Annotated in this window: 16 protein-coding genes; 8 read left to right on the forward strand and 8 right to left on the reverse strand. The window is 75.9% G+C overall.

Annotated features, from left to right (window positions below; translation table 11 throughout):
* Window positions 1-19: 19 nt before the first annotated feature.
* Together CLV92_RS06130 and CLV92_RS06135 are read right to left on the reverse strand one after the other, a co-directional pair.
* Window positions 20-682 (reverse strand): HAD family hydrolase, encoded by a 663-nt coding sequence (locus CLV92_RS06130; protein ID WP_104431896.1) that lies wholly within the window; start codon window positions 680-682, stop codon window positions 20-22.
* Window positions 679-1,551, reverse strand: a complete 873-nt coding sequence (locus CLV92_RS06135) for a class I SAM-dependent methyltransferase (protein WP_104432015.1) — start codon at window positions 1,549-1,551, stop codon at window positions 679-681. The genes CLV92_RS06130 and CLV92_RS06135 overlap by 4 nt, the downstream gene beginning before the upstream one ends.
* A gap of 104 nt (window positions 1,552-1,655) precedes the next feature.
* On the opposite strand from CLV92_RS06135, the gene CLV92_RS06140 reads away from it, so the two are divergent.
* Window positions 1,656-2,237, forward strand: a complete 582-nt coding sequence (locus CLV92_RS06140) for a GNAT family N-acetyltransferase (RefSeq protein ID WP_104431897.1) — start codon at window positions 1,656-1,658, stop codon at window positions 2,235-2,237.
* Between the two features lie 60 nt (window positions 2,238-2,297).
* On the opposite strand, the gene CLV92_RS06145 is transcribed toward CLV92_RS06140, so the two are convergent.
* The 5 genes from CLV92_RS06145 to CLV92_RS06165 form a co-directional block, all read right to left on the reverse strand.
* A complete protein-coding gene (locus CLV92_RS06145) occupies window positions 2,298-3,125 on the reverse strand; it encodes an HpcH/HpaI aldolase/citrate lyase family protein (protein WP_104431898.1) in 828 nt (275 codons plus the stop codon).
* A complete protein-coding gene (locus CLV92_RS06150) occupies window positions 3,122-3,616 on the reverse strand; it encodes a MaoC family dehydratase (protein WP_104432016.1) in 495 nt (164 codons plus the stop codon). Before CLV92_RS06150 ends, CLV92_RS06145 begins: the two co-directional genes overlap by 4 nt.
* Window positions 3,617-3,674: 58 nt before the next feature.
* The gene (locus tag CLV92_RS06155) at window positions 3,675-4,871 is read right to left on the reverse strand and encodes an acyl-CoA dehydrogenase family protein (protein WP_104431899.1); all 1,197 of its coding nucleotides are present in this window, start codon (window positions 4,869-4,871) and stop codon (window positions 3,675-3,677) included.
* Window positions 4,872-5,049: 178 nt separating this feature from the next.
* Complete coding sequence (locus CLV92_RS06160; RefSeq protein WP_104431900.1) at window positions 5,050-7,179, reverse strand: ATP-binding protein; 2,130 nt, start codon at window positions 7,177-7,179, stop codon at window positions 5,050-5,052.
* Window positions 7,180-7,183: 4 nt separating this feature from the next.
* The gene (locus CLV92_RS06165) at window positions 7,184-8,782 is read right to left on the reverse strand and encodes a carboxyl transferase domain-containing protein (protein WP_104431901.1); all 1,599 of its coding nucleotides are present in this window, start codon (window positions 8,780-8,782) and stop codon (window positions 7,184-7,186) included.
* Between the two features lie 191 nt (window positions 8,783-8,973).
* On the opposite strand from CLV92_RS06165, the gene CLV92_RS06170 reads away from it, so the two are divergent.
* Together CLV92_RS06170 and CLV92_RS06175 are read left to right on the forward strand one after the other, a co-directional pair.
* Window positions 8,974-9,342, forward strand: coding sequence for a MerR family transcriptional regulator (locus tag CLV92_RS06170; RefSeq protein WP_342762202.1), 369 nt, complete (start codon window positions 8,974-8,976; stop codon window positions 9,340-9,342).
* Window positions 9,343-9,421: 79 nt separating this feature from the next.
* Entirely contained in the window at window positions 9,422-10,399 is a 978-nt protein-coding gene (locus CLV92_RS06175) for an oxygenase MpaB family protein (RefSeq protein ID WP_104431902.1), read from the forward strand.
* Window positions 10,400-10,418: 19 nt separating this feature from the next.
* Here the strand turns inward: CLV92_RS06175 and CLV92_RS06180 are convergent, their stop codons facing one another.
* Window positions 10,419-11,189 carry an SDR family NAD(P)-dependent oxidoreductase gene (locus tag CLV92_RS06180; RefSeq protein ID WP_104431903.1) on the reverse strand — a complete coding sequence of 257 codons (771 nt, stop codon included), beginning with the start codon at window positions 11,187-11,189 and terminating at the stop codon, window positions 10,419-10,421.
* A 215-nt stretch (window positions 11,190-11,404) separates the two neighbouring features.
* Here CLV92_RS06180 and CLV92_RS06185 point away from each other — a divergent pair, with 215 nt between their 5' ends.
* From CLV92_RS06185 to CLV92_RS06205, 5 genes are all read left to right on the forward strand, one after another.
* Window positions 11,405-13,879: a SpoIIE family protein phosphatase gene (locus CLV92_RS06185; RefSeq protein ID WP_104431904.1), complete on the forward strand. Its 2,475-nt coding sequence runs from the start codon at window positions 11,405-11,407 to the stop codon at window positions 13,877-13,879.
* Between the two features lie 251 nt (window positions 13,880-14,130).
* Complete coding sequence (locus CLV92_RS06190) at window positions 14,131-16,164, forward strand: DUF6541 family protein (protein WP_104431905.1); 2,034 nt, start codon at window positions 14,131-14,133, stop codon at window positions 16,162-16,164.
* 61 nt (window positions 16,165-16,225) lie between these two features.
* Window positions 16,226-18,190, forward strand: a complete 1,965-nt coding sequence (locus tag CLV92_RS06195; protein WP_104431906.1) for a glycosyltransferase — start codon at window positions 16,226-16,228, stop codon at window positions 18,188-18,190.
* A gap of 93 nt (window positions 18,191-18,283) precedes the next feature.
* Window positions 18,284-19,471 (forward strand): UDP-galactopyranose mutase, encoded by a 1,188-nt coding sequence (gene glf, locus CLV92_RS06200; protein WP_104431907.1) that lies wholly within the window; start codon window positions 18,284-18,286, stop codon window positions 19,469-19,471.
* Window positions 19,468-21,585 carry a glycosyltransferase gene (locus CLV92_RS06205; protein WP_104431908.1) on the forward strand — a complete coding sequence of 706 codons (2,118 nt, stop codon included), beginning with the start codon at window positions 19,468-19,470 and terminating at the stop codon, window positions 21,583-21,585. Before glf ends, CLV92_RS06205 begins: the two co-directional genes overlap by 4 nt.
* Window positions 21,586-21,589: the final 4 nt, after the last annotated feature.

Genomic DNA, 21,589 nt, shown 5'->3' on the forward strand with positions numbered 1-21,589 from the left:
CGCGGAGGAGAGGAATCCCTCAGCGGCAGCCGCAGAGTGCGAGCACCCGCTCCAGCCGGTGGTCGTCGACGCTGCGCAGCGGCGGGAGCAGCAGCGTCGTGATGCCGCACTCGACGGCGGCTCCGTCGGGCCCGGAGCGGTCGCCGACCATCAGGGTGTCCTCGGCCGCGGCGCCCAGGGCGTGCAGGGCGGCCGTGAACACCGCCGGATCCGGTTTCTGCGCGCCCTGCTCGAAGGAGAGGACGAACGCGTCCACGAGGCCGCCCAGGCCCGCCTCGGTGAAGGCCGGGCGGATGTCGAAGTGCACGTCGCTCAGCACCGCCACGCGGACCCCCGCGTTCCTCAGCCGCTGCAGGGCCCCGGCGACGTCGCCAGCGAAGCGGTTGTGGCGGTGGTCGGACTCCACCGCGTACAGGGCCCGCGCGACCTCCGGGTCCAGACCGGCGTCGGCGAAGACCCCGAAGTAGGTGCGCCGGTGCAGCTCGGCGTCGCAGTCCACCCCCGGCGCGTCCAGCCGGGCCTCCCCGGGATCGACCGCCTCCAGCGCCTGCAGCACCTGCTCGACGTGCGCGGCGGAGTGCTCCCGCCCGGCCAGGCGCAGCCCCTCCTCCACCCAGGCCCGCCACGACAGCGTGGTGACCAGCGTGCCGCGCCAGTCGAGGATCACCGCGGAGAAGGTCACGGCCGAGTGTCCCGCAGGCGGTCCGCTCCTCGGCCGAGGGGCTTGGTGGCGGTGAGGGAGAACGTCAGGGGCAGCCGGTCTCCGCCGACGGGCAGGACGTAGCCCCCGGCGGTCTCCACCATCTGCGGCAGGGCCCGCCACGGGATGGTGCGGTGCTCGGCCAGGGAGGTCAGGGTCAGCCCGGCGTCGAGGAGGGCCTGCACGATCTCGGCGAGGGAGTGCTGCCACTCGTAGGTGTCGGCGTGCTGCAGCCGCACGTCGGCGTCGGCGTAGGTGGTGCCGTCGTCGTAGTGCTGGGGCCCGCCGGTCGGGAAGTACGGGTGGGTCAGGACCAGTGCCCCGTCGGAGCGGTCGTCGTCGACGGCGCTCAGGACCGGGTGGGCGTCGCGGACGGCGAAGAGCCCGCCGGGGCGCAGCAGACCCGCCACGACCCGGGCCCAGCGCGTCAGGTCCGGCAGCCAGCACAGGGCACCGACGCCGGTGTAGACGACGTCGAAGCGGTCGCCGCAGGCGTCGAGCGCGGAGTCGACGTCGGAGTCGAGGAAGGTGGCAGCCAGGCCCGCGCGGGCGGCGACGTCCCGGGCGGCGGCCGTGGACGCGGAGGAGAAGTCGATGCCGGTGACGCGGGCACCGAGCCGCGCCCACGACAGGGTGTCCAGCCCGATGTGGCACTGCAGGTGCACCAGGTCCAGACCGGCGGGCGAGCCGCCGGGCAGGTGCGGGGCCATCAGCGCCAGGTCGTCGCGGACGATCGAGGTGGTCCGGGTGGGGTCGGCGATGAAGTCCTCGACGCCGTAGGCGATGAGGTGGGAGGCGACGCGTTCGTCCCAGTTGGCCCGGTTGGCGGCGACGGCGGCGGTCTCACTCATGGGGGCACGGTAGGAGGCCACCGGCCCCGGCCGCCCCTGAATTCCTCTGGCGCCCCGCGCCGCGCGTCCCCTCCCCGGCCGCCGGTCGGGCAGGATCGGGTGACGTGCCGACCACCACGTCACCCGCCCTGCGGACCGGCAGCTTCTCCGGACGGAGCCAGCCGGTCCTCGAGGCGGGCACCGCCCTGCTCCGTCCGTGGACCCCGGTGGACGTTCCCGCCGTCGTCGCGGCCTACGAGGACCCGGCCATCCAGCGCTGGCACGCCCGCACCATGAGCCGGGCCGAGGCCGAGGCGTGGGTCGGGCACTGGGCGGGTCGGTGGGCGCAGGAGAGCGGCGGCGGCTGGGCCGTGGAGGTGGACGGGCAGGCGGCGGGACAGGTGAGCCTGCGCCGCATCGACCTGCACGAGGCCTGCGTGGAGCTGTCCTACTGGATGCTGCCGGCCGTGCGCGGCAGGGGCGTGGCCACCGCCGCGCTGACGGCCCTCACGCAGTGGGCCTTCGACCTCGGGGTGCACCGCGCCCAGCTGGACCACTCCACGCGCAACGCCGCATCGTGCCGGGTGGCGACGAAGGCGGGCTACGCGGCCGAGGGGACCGCGGTGCAGCGGGGGCTGCACGCCGACGGGTGGCACGACATGCACCTGCACGCCCGGGTCAGCGCTGCGGCCGCGCGAGAACGCTGACCGCACCGCGCTCACCGCGCCCGGCGCCACGGGGACGCCGGGGCACCCGCCGGGCGCCCCTCAGTCGACTGCGGCCCGCAGCACGGCCTCGGCGTGGCGCAGCACCGGGGCGTCGACCATCCGCCCCTCGAACGCGAACACGCCGTGACGGCCCTCTGCGGCGTCGAGCACCCGCCGCGCCCAGGCGACCTCCTCCGCCGGCGGGCGGAACGCCTCCCGCACCACCGCCACCTGCGTCGGGTGGATGCACGCCTTGGCGGCGAAACCCGTCGCGGCGGCCTCCTCGGACTCCACCCGCAGCCCGTCGAGGTCGGGGATGTCGAGGTACACGGCGTCGACGGCCGCCACACCGTGCGCCCCGGCCGCGAGCAGCACGGAGGAGCGCGCGTGCCGGGCGACGTCGCGGTAGCCGCCGTCGGCGCGGCGGCTGGAGCGCCCGCCGAGGGAGGCCAGCAGGTCCTCGGCCCCCCACATCAGCGCCGCGGCACCGGCCGCGGCGATCTCCGGGGCCGCGAGCACGCCCCGGGCCGTCTCGCACAGCGCGACGACCCGCAGCGGGGCCAGCGCCCGCACCTGCTCCGCCGACTCGGCCTTCGCCAGCATCACCAGGTCGAACGGTGTCGCCGCCACCGCCTCGAGGTCGCGGTCCTGCTCCTCGCCGGCCGCGTTGACCCGCACGAGGGTCCGGGCGGGGTCGAGGTCGGCCGCGCGCAGGGCGCGGCGCGCGGCGTCCCTGGCCTCCGGCCGCACCCCGTCCTCCAGGTCGAGGATCACCACGTCCGCTGCGGCGGCGGCCTTCCCGAAGCGCTCGGGGCGGTCGGCCGGGCAGAAGAGCAGCGCGGGCCCGGCGAACGGGTTCCCGCCCGGCCCGGCGGTGGCGCTGCTCACGCCGCCCCGTCCGGGCGGCGCAGGATGAGCGCTGCGCGCACCGCCACGGCCACCACGACGTCGTCCTGGTTGCGGGCGGTGTGCTCGAACGTCACGACGCCCTCCCGGGGCCGGCTCGACGAGAGCCGCTTCTCCCGCACCACCGTCTCACCGTAGATGGTGTCGCCGTGGAACACCGGCGCGGGGAAGCGGACCTCGGAGAAACCCAGGTTCGCCACCGTGGTGCCCTGCGTGAGCTGGGCGACGGACAGGCCGACCAGGGTGGACAGGGTGAACAGGCTGTTGACCAGCCGCTTGCCGAACGGCTGCGTGGAACTCCACGCCTCGTCCAGGTGCAGCGCCTGCGGGTTCATCGTGAGGGTGGAGAACAGGACGTTGTCCGCCTCCGTCACCGTCCGCCCGGGCCGGTGCAGGTAGCGCACCCCCGTCGTCAGCTCCTCGAACCACAGGCCCCGCTGCTCCACCTCGCGCACGCCGGCCGCCTCCGCCATCGCCGCTCCTCCCTCGTCCACTGCCCGCTCCTCCGCTGCCCGTCGCACGCCGCTGCGCTCAGGCCGGCTTCGGCAGGCCGAGCAGGCGGCCGATGAGCATCCGCTGCACCTCGCTGGTGCCCTCGCCGATCTCCAGGATCTTGGCGTCGCGGTAGAAGCGGCCGACGAGGCTCTCGTTGGAGAAACCCTTGCCGCCGAACACCTGCACCGCCTCGCGGGCCGTGGTGGCCGCCGCCTCGCTGGCGAACAGCTTGGCGATGTAGGCCTCCTGCGAGTACGGGCGGCCCTGGTCGGCCAGCCACGCCGCGCGCCACACCGCGTCGCGGGCGAGCTGGGCGCGGACCGCCATGTCGGCGATCTTGAAGGAGATGCCCTGGTAGGTGCCGATGGCCCGGCCGAACGCCTCCCGCTCGCCGGCGTAGCGCAGGCACTCGTCGAGGCAGCCCTGGATCATCCCGACGGCCAGCGCGGCGATGGCGACCCGTCCGCCGTCGAGGGCGCCGAGGAAGTTGCGCAGCCCCTGCCCGCGCTCGCCCAGGGTGTGGGAGACGGGGACGCGGCAGTCGCGGAAGACGAGGTTGCGGTTGTCGATGGTGCGCCAGCCGACGAGGTCGTTGCGCTCCTGCGGCTCGAACCCGGGGGTTCCGGCGGGGACGATGATGGTGGTGATCTCCGGGCGCCCGTCGGGCTGCGTGCCGGTGACGGCGGTGACGGTGCAGTGCGAGGTGATGGGGCTGCCCGCGTTGCCGATCCACGACTTGCTGCCGTTGATGACCCACTCGTCCCCGTCGAGCTCCGCGCGGGTCTTCATGCCGACGGTGTCGCTGCCGCCGCCCGGCTCGGTGAGGCCGAAGCCGGCGACCTTCTGCCCCGTGAGCAGGTCGGGCAGCCAGCGCTCCTTCTGCTCCGGCGTGCCCCAGCGCGCGATCGGGGCGGCGCCGAGACCGGTGGAGGACTCCAGGGTGATGCCCAGGGACTGGTCGGCCCGGCCGACCTCCTCGATGGCGAGGCAGAGCTCCAGCAGGCCGCCGCCGCTGCCGCCGTACTCCTCGGGGAAGGAGAGGCCGAAGAACCCCTCACGGCCCATCGCCTGGATGATCTCGACCGGGTACTCCCCGGTGCGGTACATGTCCGCGGCGACGGGGGTGATCCGCTGCTGCGCGAACTCGTGCACGCGCGCGCGCAGGTCCTGCTGCTCCTTGGTGAGCTCGAAGGACAGGCCGGTGTTGGCGGCGGGGTTCGTCTGGGGGCTCATCGTTCGGGCTCCTCGCCTCGGGTGGTCGTCGGGGTGGGGAACCGCGGGTCCGGGTGGGGCCCGCGGTGGTGGCCGGGGTGCTGGTGGCGCTCCGGCCGGGAGTTCGCCGACCGGCTGGTCGTGAACTCGTGGATCGTGAACTCGTGGGTCGTGTGCTCGCGGCTCGTCGGGCGGGCCGTCAGCCGGTCCCGCCGTCCGCGGTCACCTCGGCGACCGGGTGCCCGAGGGCGATGCGGTCACCGACCGCCACGTCCACGGACGCGACGACGCCGTCGACGGGGGAGCGCAGGGGGAGCTCCATCTTCATCGCCTCCATCACGACGAGGACGTCGCCGGCGCTGACCGCCTGCCCCTGGGTGGCGTTCACGGCGACGACGGTGCCCGGCATCGGCGCCGTGAGGGCGCCACCGCCCGTGGCGGCGGCCTCGCCTCCCGCAGCCAGTTCCGGGCGGGGGAACGAGACGACCTCACCGCGGTGGACCACGGTGACCTCCCGCGCCCCCACCTCGACGAGCAGGTCGTGCACGGTGCCGTCGATCTCCAGGCGCAGCGCCGGCGGCTCGGCACGGCCCGCCGGCCGGACCTCCCAGCGCCGCCCGGAACCGCCCGCGTCGGCGGAACCCTCCAGGGAGACCGAACCTCCGGTGCGGTCCACCCGCAGCGTCGCCGTCCCGCCGTCGTGGACCAGCCGGACGGCGACCTCCACCGGCCGGCCGCCGAGGCGCCAGCCGTCCCCGGTGGCGAAGGGCGAGCGGTCGCCGTGCGGTTCTCCGGAGCGCGCCTGCCCGTGACCCCACCCGTGGCCCTGCCCCGCCGCGTCCGCGACGGCCCAGGCGGCGGCGCACAGCGCCACGTCCGGCTCGGGGCGCGGGAACGCGCCGGGGTTGCGGTCCAGCCACGCCGTGTCGATGTCCGCGGCCGCGTAGGCGTCCGAGGCCGTCAGTCGCCGCAGGAACCCCGTGTTCGTCGTCAGGCCCGTGATCGCGGTGGCGTCCAGCGCGGCCAGCAACCGGCGCCGGGCGGCGTCGCGGTCGGGCCCGTGCACGACGACCTTGGCGAGCATCGGGTCGTACCAGGTCCCCACCTGCTGACCGGAGCGCAGCGCCTCGTCGACGCGGGCCCGCTGCGGCCAGCGCACCGTGCGGGCGGTTCCGGCCTGCGGGAGGAACCCCGCGTCCGGGTCCTCGGCGTAGACCCGCACCTCGATGGCGTGCCCGTCGAGGCGCACGTCCTCCTGCCCGAACGGCAGCGGCCGGCCCTGGGCCACGTCGAGCTGCAGGCGCACCAGGTCCAGCCCGGTGACGAGCTCCGTGACGGGGTGCTCCACCTGCAGGCGGGTGTTCACCTCCAGGAAGTAGAAGTCCTCCCCGTCGACGAGGAACTCCACGGTGCCGGCGTTGACGTAGCCGACGTGGCGGGCGAGCCGCACGGCGGCGCCGGTCACCGCCTCGCGCACGTGCTCCGGCAGCGTCGCGGCGGGAGCCTCCTCGACGACCTTCTGGTGCCGTCGCTGGACGGAGCAGTCCCGCTCGAACAGGTGCAGCACGCAGCCGTGCGCGTCGGCGAGGACCTGCACCTCGATGTGCCGGCCCCGCTCGACGTAGCGCTCCAGGAGCATGGTGTCGTCACCGAAGGCGGCCATCGACTCCCGCCGGGCGGCGGCGAGCGCATCGGTCAGCTCCGCGGCGCTGCGCACGATGCGCATGCCCTTGCCGCCGCCACCCGCCGCGGCCTTCACCAGCAGGGGCAGCCCCACCTCGGCCAGCGCCTGCTCCAGCACCTCCGCGGCCTCGGTTCCGCTGGGCAGCTCCAGCGCCGGTACGACCGGCACGCCCGCCGCGACCGCGATGCGCCGTGCCTCGTCCTTGCGGCCCATGAGGTCGATGACGTCGGCGGAGGGGCCCACGAAGACCAGGCCCGCGTCGGCGCAGGCGCGCGCGAAACCGGCGCGCTCCGAGAGGAACCCGTACCCGGGGTGCACGGCGTCGGCGCCGGCGGTCCGTGCGGCGGCGAGGAGGGCGGGCACGGACAGGTAGGACTCCGCGGCCGGGGCGGGACCGAGGCGCACCGCCGTGTCGGCCTCCGCCACGTGCGGGGCGTCGCGGTCGGCGTCGGAGTAGACGGCCACCGTGCGCAGGCCGGCCTCCCGTGCGGCGCGCAGCACGCGCACCGCGATCTCGCCGCGGTTGGCGACGAGCAGGGTGCCGAAGGGACGGCAGGCCGGGGCGGTCACGGGCCCCGGGGCGGTGGCCGTCTCGTCGGGGGACGTCACGGGGGAGTTCGCGGGGGACGTCGTGGAGGTCGTCATGGGGTCACATCCGGAACGTGCCGTAGGAGGGCGCGGGGATCGGGGCGTGCGCGGCGGCGGCCAGCCCGAGCCCGAGGACGCGGCGGGTCTCGGTGGGGTCGATGACGCCGTCGTCCCACAGCCGGGCGGTGGAGTAGTAGGGGGAGCCCTGCCGCTCGTACTGCTCGCGCAGCGGCTGCTTGAACTCCTCCTCCTCGTCCGCCGACCAGGTTCCGCCGGCGGCCTCGATGCCGTCCCGGCGCACCGTCGCGAGGACCGACGCCGCCTGCTCCCCGCCCATCACGGAGATCCGCGCGTTCGGCCACATCCACAGGAAGCGGGGATCGAACGCCCGCCCGCACATGCCGTAGTTCCCCGCGCCGAACGAGCCGCCGATCACCACGGTGAACTTCGGCACCACCGCGCAGGAGACGGCGGTCACCAGCTTGGCGCCGTCCTTGGCGATGCCGCGGTTCTCGTACTCGCGGCCCACCATGAACCCGCTGATGTTCTGCAGGAACAGCAGCGGGACGCCGCGCTGGTTGCACAGCTGCACGAAGTGCGCGCCCTTGAGTGCCGACTCGCTGAAGAGGATCCCGTTGTTGGCGACGATGCCGACGGGGTAGCCCCAGATGCGGGCGAACCCGCAGACGAGCGTCTCCCCGTAGAGGGCCTTGAACTCCGTGAAGCGGGAACCGTCGACGATGCGCCGGATGACCTCGCGCACGTCGTACGGGGTGCGCAGGTCGGTGGGGACGACGTCGAGCAGTTCCGCCGGGTCGAGCAGCGGCTCCTCCGGCTCCGCCTGCCGCAGCGACGGTTCGACGGGTCGCTCCAGCGTCGCGACGAGGGAGCGCAGCACGTCGAGCGCCGCGGCGTCGTCGCGGGCGAGGTGGTCGACCACCCCGGAGGTGCGGGCGTGGACGTCGCCGCCGCCGAGCTCCTCCGCCGTGACGACCTCGCCGGTGGCCGCGCGCACCAGCGGCGGGCCGCCGAGGAAGATCGTGCCCTGCTCCTGCACGATGACCGACTCGTCGGACATCGCCGGCACGTAGGCCCCGCCCGCCGTGCAGGAACCCAGGACGGCGGCGAGCTGGGGGATGCCCAGCGCCGACATGCGGGCCTGGTTGCGGAAGATGCGGCCGAAGTGCTCCCGGTCGGGGAACACCTCGTCCTGCAGCGGCAGGAAGGCGCCGCCGGAGTCCACGAGGTAGAGGCAGGGCAGCCGGTTGTGCTCGGCGACCTCCTGGGCGCGCAGGTGCTTCTTCACCGTGACGGGGTAGTAGGTGCCGCCCTTGACGGTCGCGTCGTTGGCGACCACGACGCAGTCGCGGCCGGAGACCCGCCCGATGCCGGTGATGATGCCCGCGGCGGGCACGGCGTCGTCGTACATGCCGGTCGCCGCCAGCGGCGACAGCTCCAGGAAGGGGGAGCCGGGGTCGAGGAGGCGGTCGACGCGGTCGCGGGGGAGGAGCTTGCCGCGGGCGGTGTGGCGCGCCCGCGCCGACTCGCTGCCGCCCTGCCGGGCCCGTGCGAGGCGCTCCTGCAGCTCCGCGACCAGCTCGTGCATCGTGGGTGCGCTGCTGGATGTGGCGGTCCTCGCCGTGGGGGCTGTCACCGACATGCCCGACGCTCCTCCCGCATCGTCGGCGGGCCCCGTCGCCCGCCCGGCCGCGCTACGCTGCCGTTGACGTAAACGTAAGCTTCCTGGGCCGACGGTGCAAGGGGGTCGCGGTGGACACGACGGCGGAGGCCGGCAGCGGGCGTGCCGAGGGCGGGACGCGGACCGCGGAACCCCCGGGCGGGACGCACACCATCGCCCAGGTGGCGGAGGAGTTCGGCATCACCCTGCGCACCATCCGCTGGTACGAGGACCAGGGCCTCATCAGCCCCGAGCGCCGCGGGCAGCAGCGGCTCTTCCGCCCCCGCGACCGGGTCCGCCTGGCCCTGGTCCTGCGCGGCAAGCGGCTCGGCTTCTCCCTGGAGGAGATCCGCACCATCCTCGACATGTACGACGCCGAGCCCGGCGAGACCGGCCAGCTGCGCTACCTGCTGGAGCAGATCCACCGCCGCCGCGCCGAGCTGCTCCAGCGCCAGCGCGACCTGCAGCAGACCCTCGCCGAGTTCGACGAGCTCGAGCAGCGCTGCCGCGACGACCTCGGCCGCCTGGAGAGCAGCGGCTGACACCCGCAGCCGCTCGGGCCCACCCACCGCTCGCGCCGGCCGGGTCGCGCGGCACGGCGCCGCGGGTGACGCTGCTGGGGTGGCCCCCGCCCCCACCCCACGGCCCCTCTCCGCACCCACCCTCCCGGCCGGCCTGCCGGAACGGATCCGCCGCGGCTTCCGCTCCCGCGTCTCCGGCGACCCCACCGGGGCGCCCGACTGGGTGCGCGACATCGCCACCGTGGGGGAGGGCCCCGGCTGGTTCGAGCCCGGCGGCCTCGTCTGGGAGGTCCACGGCGACACCTCGACCCTCGTCGGCGGGGTCGCGGCCCTCCTCGGCCAGGGTGCCCACCCGCTCGCCCTCGCAGGGGTGCAGCGCCACTCCGCCTACCGGCAGGACCCCTGGCTGCGCCTGGCCGGCACCGCGCGCTGGCTGGTGGTGAGCACCTTCGGCTCCACCCAGCTCGCCGAGCGCGAGGCGGCGCGCGTGCGCTCCCTGCACACCCGCGTCCGGGGCAGCGACGACGCCGGGCGCCGCTACGCCGCCTCCGACCCCGCCCTGCTGCGCTGGGTGCACCTGGCCTTCACCGACGCCTTCCTCGCCGCCCAGCTCGCCGTCGGCGCCGACCTGGCGCCCCGCTTCGGCCGGCGCTGGCCCGACGCCTACGTGGCCGACTGGAGACGCAGCGCCGAGGCGCTCGGCGCCCGCGACCTGCCCACTACCCGGGCGGAGCTCGCCGAGGCGCTGGCGGCCTTCGCGCCCGCGCTCGAGCCGGTGCCCGCCGACCTGCACGAGTTCCTCGCGTCCCCGCCCGGGCTCAGCCGCCCGGAGCGCCTCTTCTACGCGGGCCTGCACGCAGCCGCGGAGCAGGTGCTCTCCCCGGTCGTCGCCCCCTTCGCCGGGGTCGCCGGCCGGGACGGCGGCGGGTCGCGGGGCCGGGCGCGGCTGTGGCGGACGAGGCTCCAGCTGCGCGCGCTCGAGGTGGTGCTCGGCCCGTACAGCGCCTCGGAGGCGGCCGCCCGCCACCGCCTCGGGATGGGACCCGCCCCGGCCTGGCTGGCGGAGGCGGCCGCCTGAGGGGGCCGGGCCGATCTCCCTACCGCGGCGCCATCCGCAGCGCGCCGTCCATGCGGATCGTCTCGCCGTTGAGGTAGTCGTGCTCCACCACCATCGCGACGAGCTGGGCGAACTCGTCCGGGCGGCACAGCCGCTTCGGGAACGGCACGCTCGCCGCCAGCCCCGCGCGGAAGTCCTCGTCCACCCCCGCCAGCAGCGGCGTGTCGACGATGCCGGGCGCGATCGTCACCACCCGGATGCCCGAGGAGGCCAGGTCGCGCGCCAGCGGCAGGGTCATCCCCGCCACCGCCGCCTTCGACGCGGAGTACGCCGCCTGCCCGATCTGCCCGTCGAACGCCGCCACCGACGCGGTGTTGACGATGACGCCGCGCTGCCCGTCGGCGCCGGGCTCCGCCGCGGCCATCGCCTCCGCCGCCGCGACCACCACCGCGAACGTCCCCACGAGGTTCACCTCGACCACGCGGCGGAAGAGGTCCACGTCGTGCGGGCCGGAACGGCTGAGGACCCGAGCGCCGGGCGCGATCCCCGCGCAGTTCACCGCCACCCGCAGCGGCAGCCCGGAGGCGGTGACCTGCTCCACCGCCGCGCGCACCTGCAGCGGGTCCGTCACGTCGGCCGGCACGAGGGTCACGCCGTCGGCGACCCCGCCCGCGGCCGTGGCGGTCTCCACCCCCGCCGGCAGGTCGAGGGCGAACACCCGGGCCCCCCGCGCCGCCAGGGTCCGGGCCGTCGCGGCCCCCAGACCGGAGGCCCCGCCGGTGACGAGGGCTGCCGAACCGGTGCACTGCATGGGGAGACCTCCAGCCTCGCGGCGCCCGCTCCGTCGCGGCCGCCTCTCGGCGGACGAGGATAGGGGCCGCCCGGCTCCGCGGCGGGGCCGCCGGGGGAGGTGGGCAGGCGTGGGTGGAGGAGACGCGGGCGGCGCGCCCTCCTACGCTGTAGCGGGGCCCGAGGTGGCCGGTGCCCGCGCTCAGGAGCCGCGGGCCGCGACGGACCGGGAGCGGTGTGCAGGCGGCAGGGGAGCGGGACCGGCGCACGCCGGTCGTCGAACGGGTGCAGGCGCTGGCCGCACGGCTGCTGCAGGCGCCGTGGGCCCACCTGACGCTGTTCCGGGCGGCGCCGGAGCCCGGGGAGGACGCCCGGACCCTCTCCCGCGTGGTCGCCGCCGAGGCGAAGCCGGTGCTGGTGGCCGACGCCCCCGCCGACGCCCGCCTCGCCGACGTGCCGGGGGTCCGCTCGGGGCGCATCGCCTCCTACCTCGGGCTGCCCCTCGTGCGCGAGGACGGCAGCACGGCCGGCGTGCTGGGTGTGGCGGAGACCGAGCCGCGGACGTGGACGGTCGCGGACGTGGCGCTGCTGGAGCAGCTCGCCGCCTCCGCCCTGGCCGAGCTGGAGCTGTCCGCGCTGGCCCTGCAGGTGGAGGCCGACCGGCTGCGCTGGGCGCTGGCCATCGACGCCGCCGGGGTCGGCGGCTACGACTGGGACCTGCGCACCGGCGAGCTCACCTGGGACGCCCGCCTCATCGAGCTCTTCGGCTACGACGAGGCCAGCTTCGACCACAGCATCGCCAGCTTCGAGGCGCGGGTGCACCCCGACGACCGCGCCCGCGTCAGCGCCGAGCTGGGCGCCGCCATCGAGGCCTGCGCGTCCTTCGAGCTGGAGTACCGCATCGTGCGCCCCGACGCGCTGGTGCGCTGGGTGCAGGCCCGCGGCCGGGTGCTCGCCGACGCCGACGGCGCCCCCGCCCGTGTCCTCGGCGTCGCCTACGACAGCACCGACGCCAAGGACGCCCAGGCGCGCGTGGTGCGGGTCCTGGAGGCGATGCACGAGGGCTTCGCCGCCCTCGACCGGGACTGGCGCGTCACCTACGCCAACCCCCAGGCCCTCGCGATCCTCGGCATGCGCCTGGAGGACGCCCTCGGCAGGGACCTGTGGACGCTGTTCCCCGCACTCCTCGGCACCCCCGCGGAGCGGGCGTACCGGGAGGCCATGAGCAGCGGGGAGGTCCGCACCTTCGAGACCTACTACCCGGCGCCCCTGGACGCATGGTTCGAGATCCGGGCGTGGCCCGGCCCCGACGGGCTGTCGGTGTACTTCGAGGACGTCACCGAGCGCCGCGCGGCCCGGGTCGCCGCCGAGGCCGCCACCCGCCGCCTCGCCCTGCTCTCCGACGTCAGCGCGGAGCTCGCCGCCACCCTCGACGCCGAGGTGGCCGTCGCCCGACTGGCGCAGATGGTGGTCCCCGCGCTGGCCGACTGGTGCATCGTCACCCTCGTCGGCGACGACGACCAGGCGCTGCGCGACGTGGGCTGGTGGCACGCCGACGACGAGGCCCGCCCCCTCGTGGAGCGCTACGCGCAGCTGCGGTTGCAGGCGCTCAGCGACGCCTCCTACGTCGCCCGGGCCCTGCGCACCGGGCAGCCCGCGCTCGTGGAGCCGCCCGCCTCCGAGGCCATCGCCCAGTACCTCGGCCGCGGCGAGGCCCGCGACCTCCTCCTGCGCCTGGCCCCGGTGGGCGCGGCGGTGCTGCCCCTGCGGGGACGCGACCGCACCGTCGGCCTGCTCACCGTCTTCACCGACGCGCAGCGCGGACCGCTCGGCGCGGAGGACCTCGCCACCGCCCGCGAGGTGGCGGCACGGGCGGGCCTGGCGCTGGACAACGCCCGCCTCTACGCCCAGCAGCGCCGGCTCGCCGAGGAGCTGCAGCGCAGCCTGCTCAGCGCCCCGCCCGAGCCCGACCACCTGCAGCTCGTCGTCCGCTACGAGCCCGCCGCCGAGGCCGCGCAGGTGGGCGGCGACTGGTACGACGCCTTCCTGCAGTCCGACGGCTCCACCGTTCTCGTCATCGGCGACGTCGTGGGCCACGACACCGCCGCCGCGGCCGCGATGGGGCAGCTGCGCAGCCTGCTGCGCGGCATCGCCTTCACCACCGAGGAGGGCCCGGCCCGGGTGCTGCAGCGGCTGGACCGCGCCGTCGAGGGACTGCAGGTCGGCACCACCGCGACCGCCGTCGTCGCGCGGCTGGAGCAGGACGAGGACCTGCGCTCGCGCCGGCGCGCCCGGCTGCGCTGGTCCAACGCCGGGCACCCGCCGCCCGTGGTCGTCCACCCCGACGGGCGCATCGAGGTCCTCGGCGGGGAGGAGGCCGACCTCCTCCTCGGGCTGTGGGCGGCGGTGGACCGGGCGGAGACCACGGCGGAGCTGGAGTGGGGCACCACCGTCCTCCTCTACACCGACGGCCTCGTCGAGCGGCGCGGGCAGTCCCTCGACGAGGGCACCGCCGCCCTGTGCGAGGTGCTGGCGGAGGTCTGCGGCGGCACGCTGGACGAGCTCTGCGACGGCGTGCTGGAGCGGCTGCGCCCGGAGGTCCCGGAGGACGACGTGGCGCTGGTCGCGGTGCGCCTGCACCGGCAGGACCGGCCGCGGCCGGCGGAGGCGGGCCCGAACAGGGTTCCGCCGGAGGTCCCGCCCGCCCCGTAGCGCGACAGCCGACAGCCGGCCTGCGCGCCGGACCGCGGTTCCGGCGGGTCGCGCCGTCCGCAGCGGGTGTCGAGGCGTGCCCGCAGGCCGGCTGTCACGCCCGCGCCGCCGGTGGCAGGACGGGCCCCGCCACCGCCCGCGTGGTGGGTCCGGTGCGGCTCGGGGCCCCGCTAGGGTGAGGCGGCCCCGGCTGCGGGTGCCGGTCCCGGATGGAAGGTCGCCCGCGTGCACGTCGCTCCCGTGGCGCTCCGGTGAGCTGGGCAGGTGCGGTTCCGGCGCTGCTGCTGGGGGCGCTGGTGCTCCTCCTGCCGGGCGTGCTGGTCCTGCGCGCCCTCGGCCAGCGCGGCCTGGCGGTGGCGGGTGCGGCCCCGGCCGTGTCCGTCCTCCTCGTCGGTGCCGCCGCGGTCGTGGCGCCCCGCGCGGGCCTGGGCTGGGGCGCGGCCCCGGTGGTGCTGGTCACCGGCGGCGCCGCGCTGGCCGCCTGGCTCTGCTCCCTCCTGCTGGGCGTGCTCGACGCCCGCGCTCCCGCCGCCGGCCCGGACCACCCCGAGCGGGGCCCCGACGTCGCCGGACCCCGGGCCCGCAGGCCCACATCGCACGGTCCCGACGTCGAGGGCCCCGACGGGCGCCGGGTGCTGGCCGCCGCGGCCGGCGGCCTGGCGATCGCCGCGGTGCTGGCCGCCGCGTCGGTGCACCGGGGGCTGGGCCGCCCCGACGCCGTGTCGCAGACCTTCGACGGGATGTTCCACCTGAACGCCCTCCAGCGGGTCGCCGACACCTCCAACGCCTCGCCGGAGTCGGTGGCGCGGCTGACCGCCCCCTTCGCCGAGGACGTCTACTACCCCGCCGGGTGGCACGCGGTCGGGGGGCTGCTGGTGGAGGCCGGGGTGCCGCCCGTCGTGGCCGCCAACGCGCTGGTGCTGCTCATCGCCGGGCTGGTCTGGCCGCTGGCGTGCGTGCTGCTGGTGCGGCGCCTCGCCGGGGCCCGCCCGCTGCCGGTGCTGCTGGCGGCGGTGCTCAGCCAGGCGTTCGTGGCGTTCCCGTGGCTGATCGACCGCTGGGGGGTGCTGTGGCCGCAGACGCTGGGCACGGCGCTGCTGCCCGTGGTCCTCGCCGCGCTGCTGCACGCGAGCGCGCCGGCCCCGGTCGCGGGCGGCGCGCAGCCGGCGGCGGGGGAGCGGGTCCGCTCGCTGCTGGTCGCCGTGGCGGCTCTCGCCGGCACCGCCCTGGCGCACCCGGGGTCCTTCCTGCTCGCGGTCCTGCTGGCCGCGGCGCTGCTGCTGGCCACGGCGCTGCCGGCGGCACTGTCGCCGTGGCGCGGCGGTCGCGCGCAGTGGCGGGCGCTGGCGGCGACGGGCGCGGCGGCCGCCCTGGTGGCGGCGGGTGCGGTGGCGGTGGGCCCGCGGGTCTTCGCGATGCGCACCGCCGACTGGCCCGCGACGCGCGGCGTGGCCGACGCCGTGGGGGAGGTGCTGCTCAACGCCCCCGCGGGTGCCTCCCGCAACGTCGTCGTCTCGGCGCTGGTCCTCCTCGGCCTGGTGGTGGCGCTGCGGCGGCCGCGGTGGCGGTGGCTGGCGGTGGGGCACCTCCTCGTCGCGGCGCTGGACGTGATCGCCGCGGGCACCGACGCGCCGTTCTCGCAGCTGCTGACGGCCCCCTGGTACAACGACCGCTTCCGCCTGGCCGCGACGGTCCCGGTGACGGGGGTGGCGCTGGCGGTGCTCGGGACGCTGTGGGTGGCGCGCCTGCTGCGCCGGTTCCGCTCCCGCCACGCGGTGCCCGCCGTGGCCGCCGCGCTGGCGCTGGCCGCGGCTGTGCCGCAGGTGCGCGGCAACGGCGACCAGCTGGGCCTGACCAACGTCCGCGTCGAGCGGCACCCGATGCGGTCGCTGGTGGACCCGGACGAGCAGCGCTTCCTGGAGGACCTGCGCCGCCACGTGCCCGAGGGGGCGGTGGTGGCGGGCACGCCGTGGGACGGCAGCGCCTTCGCCTACGCCCTCTCCCGCGGGGTGGAGGTGCTCTACCCGCACATGCGCGGCGAGCTCGGGGAGGACGCGCGCTACCTCGCCGACCACCTCCAGGACGCGGCCACGGACCCGCTGGTGTGCCCGATGCTGGAGCAGCGGCGGGTCCGCTACGTGCTGGACATGGGGCGGCTGTGGGACCCGCCGGCCCTGGCCCCGGCCGGGTACACGGCCTTCAGGCTGTTCCAGGACAGGCCGGGCTTCCGCCTCGCCGCCTCGGAGGGGGACGTGCGCCTCTACGAGATCACCGCCTGTGGCTGAGCCGCCCGTGGCCGAACCCAACCGCCCCGAACCGAACCGCCTGGACCTGAGAGGAGCGGCCGTGCCGAGCACTGAGAGCCGCGCCACCGCCCCGCGCGTGGTGGCCGTCGTCGTCGCCCACGACCGCCGCGAGCTGCTGCTGGCGGGCCTGGCCGCCCTGGCCGGGCAGACGCGGCGCCCCGACGCGGTCGTGGTCGTGGACAACGCCTCCTCCGACGGCAGCGCCGGGGCCGTCGAGGCCGCCCGCGACTCCCTCGGCTTCGGCGCCGCGCTGGAGGTCCTGCGCCTGGAGCGCAACACCGGGGGAGCCGGCGGCTTCGCCGCGGGGCTGGCCAGGGCGGTGCGCGCCCACGCCGCCGACCTGGTCTGGCTGATGGACGACGACACCGTGCCGCGCCGGGAGGCGCTGGCCGCCGCGCTCGCGGCGCGCGAGGCCGTGCCCGGGGAGCCGCCCGCGGTGGTGGCGAGCCGGGTGGTGTGGACGGACGGGCGCGAGCACCCCATGAACACCCCTCGCCGCCGCCCGCGCGCCTCCCGCGACGAGCTCACGGCGGCCGCCGCGGCCGGTGGCACCCCGGTGCGCTCGGCCTCCTTCGTGGCGATCCTCGTCGACGCGGCGGCGGTGCGGGCCGACGGCCTGCCCGTGGCCGACTTCTTCCTCTGGAACGACGACTTCGAGTACACGACCCGGCTGCTGCGCCGCCGCCGCGGCCTCGCGGTGGCCGCCAGCACCGTGGAGCACCGCACCCGCGTCTTCGGCGGGACCGACGCGGACCCCGGCGAGCGCTTCGTCCTCGAGGTCCGCAACAAGCTGTGGACGTACCTGCGCTGCCGGACGCTGGAGCCGGTGGAGCTGGCGCTCTACGGCGGGTCGACGCTGCGTCGCTGGGCGCGCACGATCGCGCGCTCGCAGCGGCGGGGCGTGCTGCTGCGGGGCCTGGCGGGCGGCCTGGCGCAGGGCCTGGGCCGGGCTCCGCGCCCGACCGCCGAGGTGCTGGCCGGGCTGGGGGAGGTCTCGGCGGACGTGGCGGCGGTCGAGGCCGCGGCGGGGCGCTCCACGGGCACCGCCGAGGTGCCGGTCGAGGCGGTCGAGGAGGCCCTGCTGCCGCCGTTCTCGGTGCTGCTGCCCGTCTGGGCCGGTGACGAGCCCGCCCAGTTGCGCCGGGCCCTGGCCAGCGTCACCGCGGAGCAGGAGCTGCGCCCGGCGGAGGTGGTGGTCGTCCGCGACGGCCCCGTGCCCGCCGCGCTGCAGGAGGTGCTTGACTCGCTGGGGCGGATCTCGGGCGGTGTGCCCGTGCGGGTGCTGCCCCTGCCGCGCAACGTGGGGCTGGCGCGTGCGCTGGAGGAGGGCCTGGCCGCCTGCGCCCACGACGTGGTGGCGCGGATGGACGCCGACGACATCAGCCTGCCGCACCGCTTCGCCGTGCAGCTGCCCCTGCTGGCCGGTGGGCCCGGCCGGGCGGGCGCGGACCTGGTGGGGGCGGGGCTGCTGGAGATCGGTCGCGACGAGCACGACGTCGTCGGACGGCGCACGCCCCCGACGGGGGCGGCGCGGATCGCGGCGTACGCCCGCTTCCACGACCCGTTCAACCACCCGACGGTCGTCTACCGCCGCTCCGCCGTGGCCGCCGCTGGGGGCTACCGGGACCTGCCGCTGCTGGAGGACTACTGGCTCTTCGCGCGGATGATCGGGGCGGGGGCGGCGGTGGTCAACGTCGCCGAGCCGCTGGTCCTCTACCGGGTGGGCAGCGCGGGGGCCGGTTCCTACGCGCGCCGCGGCGGGCTGCGGCTGTGGCGCTCGGAGGTGGAGCTGCAGGCCCACCTGCGCCGCGAGGGGTTCACCACCGGTGCGCAGTGGGCCCGCAACGTGGCCGTGCGCGGCGGATACCGCTTCGTGCCGGAGGGGCTGCGCCGGGTCGCGTACCGGCGCCTGATCGCCGGCGGGGGTGTCGCGGGAGGGCGGGGCGCGCCCGGGCTCGCCGCCGGGGCGCTTCACGGATCGCGCACATCGCACCGGATACCCTGACGCCACCATGCGAGGGCTGACGAGCGGTACCACGAGTAGGCGCTGGCCGGGCAGGACGCACAGGCGGGCGGGGACGACGGGAGTGGTGGGAGCGTGAACGTCGACCTCGTCGTCGTCGGGTCGGGGTTCTTCGGCCTGACCGTGGCGCGACAGTGCGCGGAGGACCTGGGCCTGCGGGTCCTGGTGATCGACCGGCGCGACCACATCGGCGGCAACGCCTACTCGGAGGCGGAGCCGGAGACCGGGATCGAGGTCCACCGCTACGGCGCGCACCTCTTCCACACCTCCAACGAGCGGGTGTGGCAGCACGTCAGCCGCTTCACCAAGTTCACGGGCTACCAGCACAAGGTGTTCTCCACCTACCGGGGCGAGGTCTACCCGATGCCGGTGAGCCTGGCGACGATCAACCAGTACTTCCGCAAGGCCCTGTCGCCGTCCGAGGCCCGGGCGCTGGTGGCGGAGCAGGCCGCCGAGGTCGACACGGCCACCGCCTCGAACTTCGAGGACAAGGCGATCTCGCTGATCGGCCGCCCGCTGTACGAGGCGTTCTTCCGCGGCTACACCGCCAAGCAGTGGCAGACGGACCCGCGGGAGCTGCCCGGGGAGACCGTCACCCGGCTGCCGGTGCGCTACACGTACGACAACCGGTACTTCAACGACACGCACGAGGGCCTGCCCGTCGACGGCTACACCGCCTGGCTGCAGCGCCTCGCCGACCACGAGAACATCGAGGTCCGGCTGTCGACGGACTTCTTCGACGACGGCCAGGAGGTCTCCAAGGGCAACGTCGTCGGCAACGTGCCGGTCGTCTACACCGGCCCCGTCGACACGTACTTCGGCGACGCCGAGGGCCGGCTGACGTGGCGGACGCTCGACTTCGAGCAGGAGGTCCTGCCCATCGGGGACTTCCAGGGCACCTCGGTGATGAACTACGCCGACGAGGACGTGCCGTACACCCGGATCCACGAGTTCCGCCACTTCCACCCGGAGCGGGACTACCCGAAGGACAAGACGGTGATCATGCGGGAGTACTCCCGCTTCGCGGAGCACGGCGACGAGCCGTACTACCCGGTGAACACGCCCGAGGACCGCAAGCGCCTGCTGGCGTACCGCGACCTCGCCGCAGCCGAGCGGGGGGTGCTCTTCGGCGGGCGCCTGGGGACGTACAAGTACCTCGACATGCACATGGCCATCGGCGCCGCGCTGTCGACGGTGGACAACAAGCTGACCCCGCACTTCCGCGACGGGGCGGCCCTGACCAGCGGGGGTGTCGACGCATGAGCACGGTCCTGACGGAGCTGCCCGGCGCGACCTGGCGCACGGTGGCGCGCGTGGTGCTGCCCGCCGACACCGACGCCGACGCGCTGCCGCTGTACGTCGACTACGACCACGCGGTCGCGGCGCCCGCGTCGACGGAGACGGAGGCGCCCACCACGGGCGGGACGGGGCAGTCGGCGGGTGCGCCGGCGCAGTTCGTGTCCGTGCCGCAGGAGAGCCACGCCGAGGACATCCGCGGCCGGCGCGGCCTCGTGGTGCGCGCGGGTGCGCGCGCGTCGTTCGCGACGTACTTCAACGCCTTCCCGGCCAGCTACTGGCGGCGCTGGACGAGTGCGAGCGCGGTGCGCCTGCGCGTCCTGCTGGAGGCGGAGGGCACCGTCACGGTCTACCGCTCCAACGCCCGCGGTCTGCGCCAGCGCGTCACCTCCCGCGCCGTCGCCGGGGGCCGCCCGCTGGAGCTGGAGCTGTCGCTGGCCTCCTTCGGCGACGGCGGCTGGTACTGGTTCGACGTCAGCGCCGGCGGCCAGGACACCACCCTGCTGGAGGCGGAGTGGCAGGTGACCGAGCCGGCGGGCACCCGGCCCCGTCACGACTCGCCCGCGACGCTGTCCATCGCCGTCACCACGTACAACCGCCCCGACTTCTGCCTGGCGCTGCTGCGCTCGCTGGCGGAGGCCCCGGACGTGCGCGAGGTGCTCGACGAGGTCCTGATCATGGACCAGGGCGACCAGCTCGTGCAGGACCAGCCCGGGTTCGCCGAGGTCGCCGAGGCGCTGGGGGAGCAGCTGCGCATCGTCCGGCAGGGCAACCTGGGCGGCTCGGGCGGTTTCGCCCGCGGCATGCGGGAGACCCTGCGCGCCGGGCGCAGCGACTACGTCCTCCTCCTCGACGACGACATCATCGTCGAGACCGAGGGGATCCTGCGGGCGCTGCAGTTCGCGGCGTCCTGCCGCCGGCCCACGATCGTGGGCGGCCACATGTTCGACATGTTCGACCGCAGCGTCCTGCACTCCTTCGGCGAGCGCGTCGACCTGTACCGCTTCTTCTGGGGGGCCCTGCCCGGCCTGGTCGAGCGCCACGACCTCGGCGGGCGGAACCTGCGCGCGACGCCGTGGATGCACAAGCGCGCCGACGTCGACTACAACGGCTGGTGGATGTGCCTCATCCCCGTCGAGGTGCTGCGCGAGGTCGGCCTGTCCCTGCCGGTGTTCATCAAGTGGGACGACGCCGAGTACGGGCTGCGCGCCGCGGAGGCGGGCTTCCCCACGGTGAGCCTGCCCGGTGCTGCGGTGTGGCACGTCTCCTGGATCGACAAGGACGACTCCACCGACTGGCAGGCCTACTTCCACGAGCGCAACCGGATCGTGGCGGCGCTGCTGCACTCCCCGTACGAGCACGGCGGGCGGATCTTCCGCGAGAGCGTCTTCACCGACGTCAAGCACCTCATCTCCATGCAGTACTCCACGGAGGCGCTGCGGCTGATGGCGCTGGAGGACGTGCTCGCCGGGCCGGAGCACCTGCTGCGGACGCTGCCGACCCGCACGGCGGAGGTGCGGGCGCTGCGCAAGGAGTTCCCCGACGCCAAGACCTCCACCGACGTGGACGCCTTCCCCGCGGCGCGGCGGCGCAAGCCCCCCAAGAAGGGCAAGGAGCCGCAGTCGCCGAACAAGTTCACGCTGCTGCCGTGGGCGGCGTCGGTGGTGGCGCGCCAGCTCGCGACGGCACCGGCCCCCGAGGCGCTGCAGCGGCCCGAGGGGCGCCTCGCGGCGATGGACTCCACGTGGTGGCGGCTGGCGCACTACGACTCCGCGGTCGTCTCCACGGCCGACGGCACCGCGGCCGCCTGGTACAAGCGCGACCCGAAGCGGTTCCGGGAGCTGCTGACCAAGAGCGCCGCGGCGCACCGGCAGCTCTGGCAGCGCTGGGACGAGCTGTCGAAGGCGTACCGCGAGCAGCTGCCGCACTTCACGTCGGTCGAGGCGTGGGACACGATCTTCGACGCCAGCACGATCTCGGTCGAGCGGCCCGGGGTGCGGGCCTCGGTCCCGGCGCAGCAGGGTGGGACCACGTCGCCCGCAGGTGGGGGCCCCCGGGCCGTCGCGGGAGAGGGACGCTGAGCGG

This window comes from Kineococcus xinjiangensis, assembly GCF_002934625.1.
Lineage (GTDB): Bacteria > Actinomycetota > Actinomycetes > Actinomycetales > Kineococcaceae > Kineococcus_A > Kineococcus_A xinjiangensis.

Bases quoted from the DNA above. Each gene is read 5' to 3' on its own strand.
- CLV92_RS06135 (WP_104432015.1), bottom strand. From the start codon at position 1,551: ATGAGTGAGACCGCCGCCGTCGCCGCCAACCGGGCCAACTGGGACGAA.
- CLV92_RS06150 (WP_104432016.1), bottom strand. From the start codon at position 3,616: ATGGCGGAGGCGGCCGGCGTGCGCGAGGTGGAGCAGCGGGGCCTGTGG.
- CLV92_RS06155 (WP_104431899.1), bottom strand. From the start codon at position 4,871: ATGAGCCCCCAGACGAACCCCGCCGCCAACACCGGCCTGTCCTTCGAG.
- CLV92_RS06160 (WP_104431900.1), bottom strand. From the start codon at position 7,179: ATGACGACCTCCACGACGTCCCCCGCGAACTCCCCCGTGACGTCCCCC.
- CLV92_RS06165 (WP_104431901.1), bottom strand. From the start codon at position 8,782: ATGTCGGTGACAGCCCCCACGGCGAGGACCGCCACATCCAGCAGCGCA.
- CLV92_RS06180 (WP_104431903.1), bottom strand. From the start codon at position 11,189: ATGCAGTGCACCGGTTCGGCAGCCCTCGTCACCGGCGGGGCCTCCGGT.
- CLV92_RS06205 (WP_104431908.1), top strand. From the start codon at position 19,468: ATGAGCACGGTCCTGACGGAGCTGCCCGGCGCGACCTGGCGCACGGTG.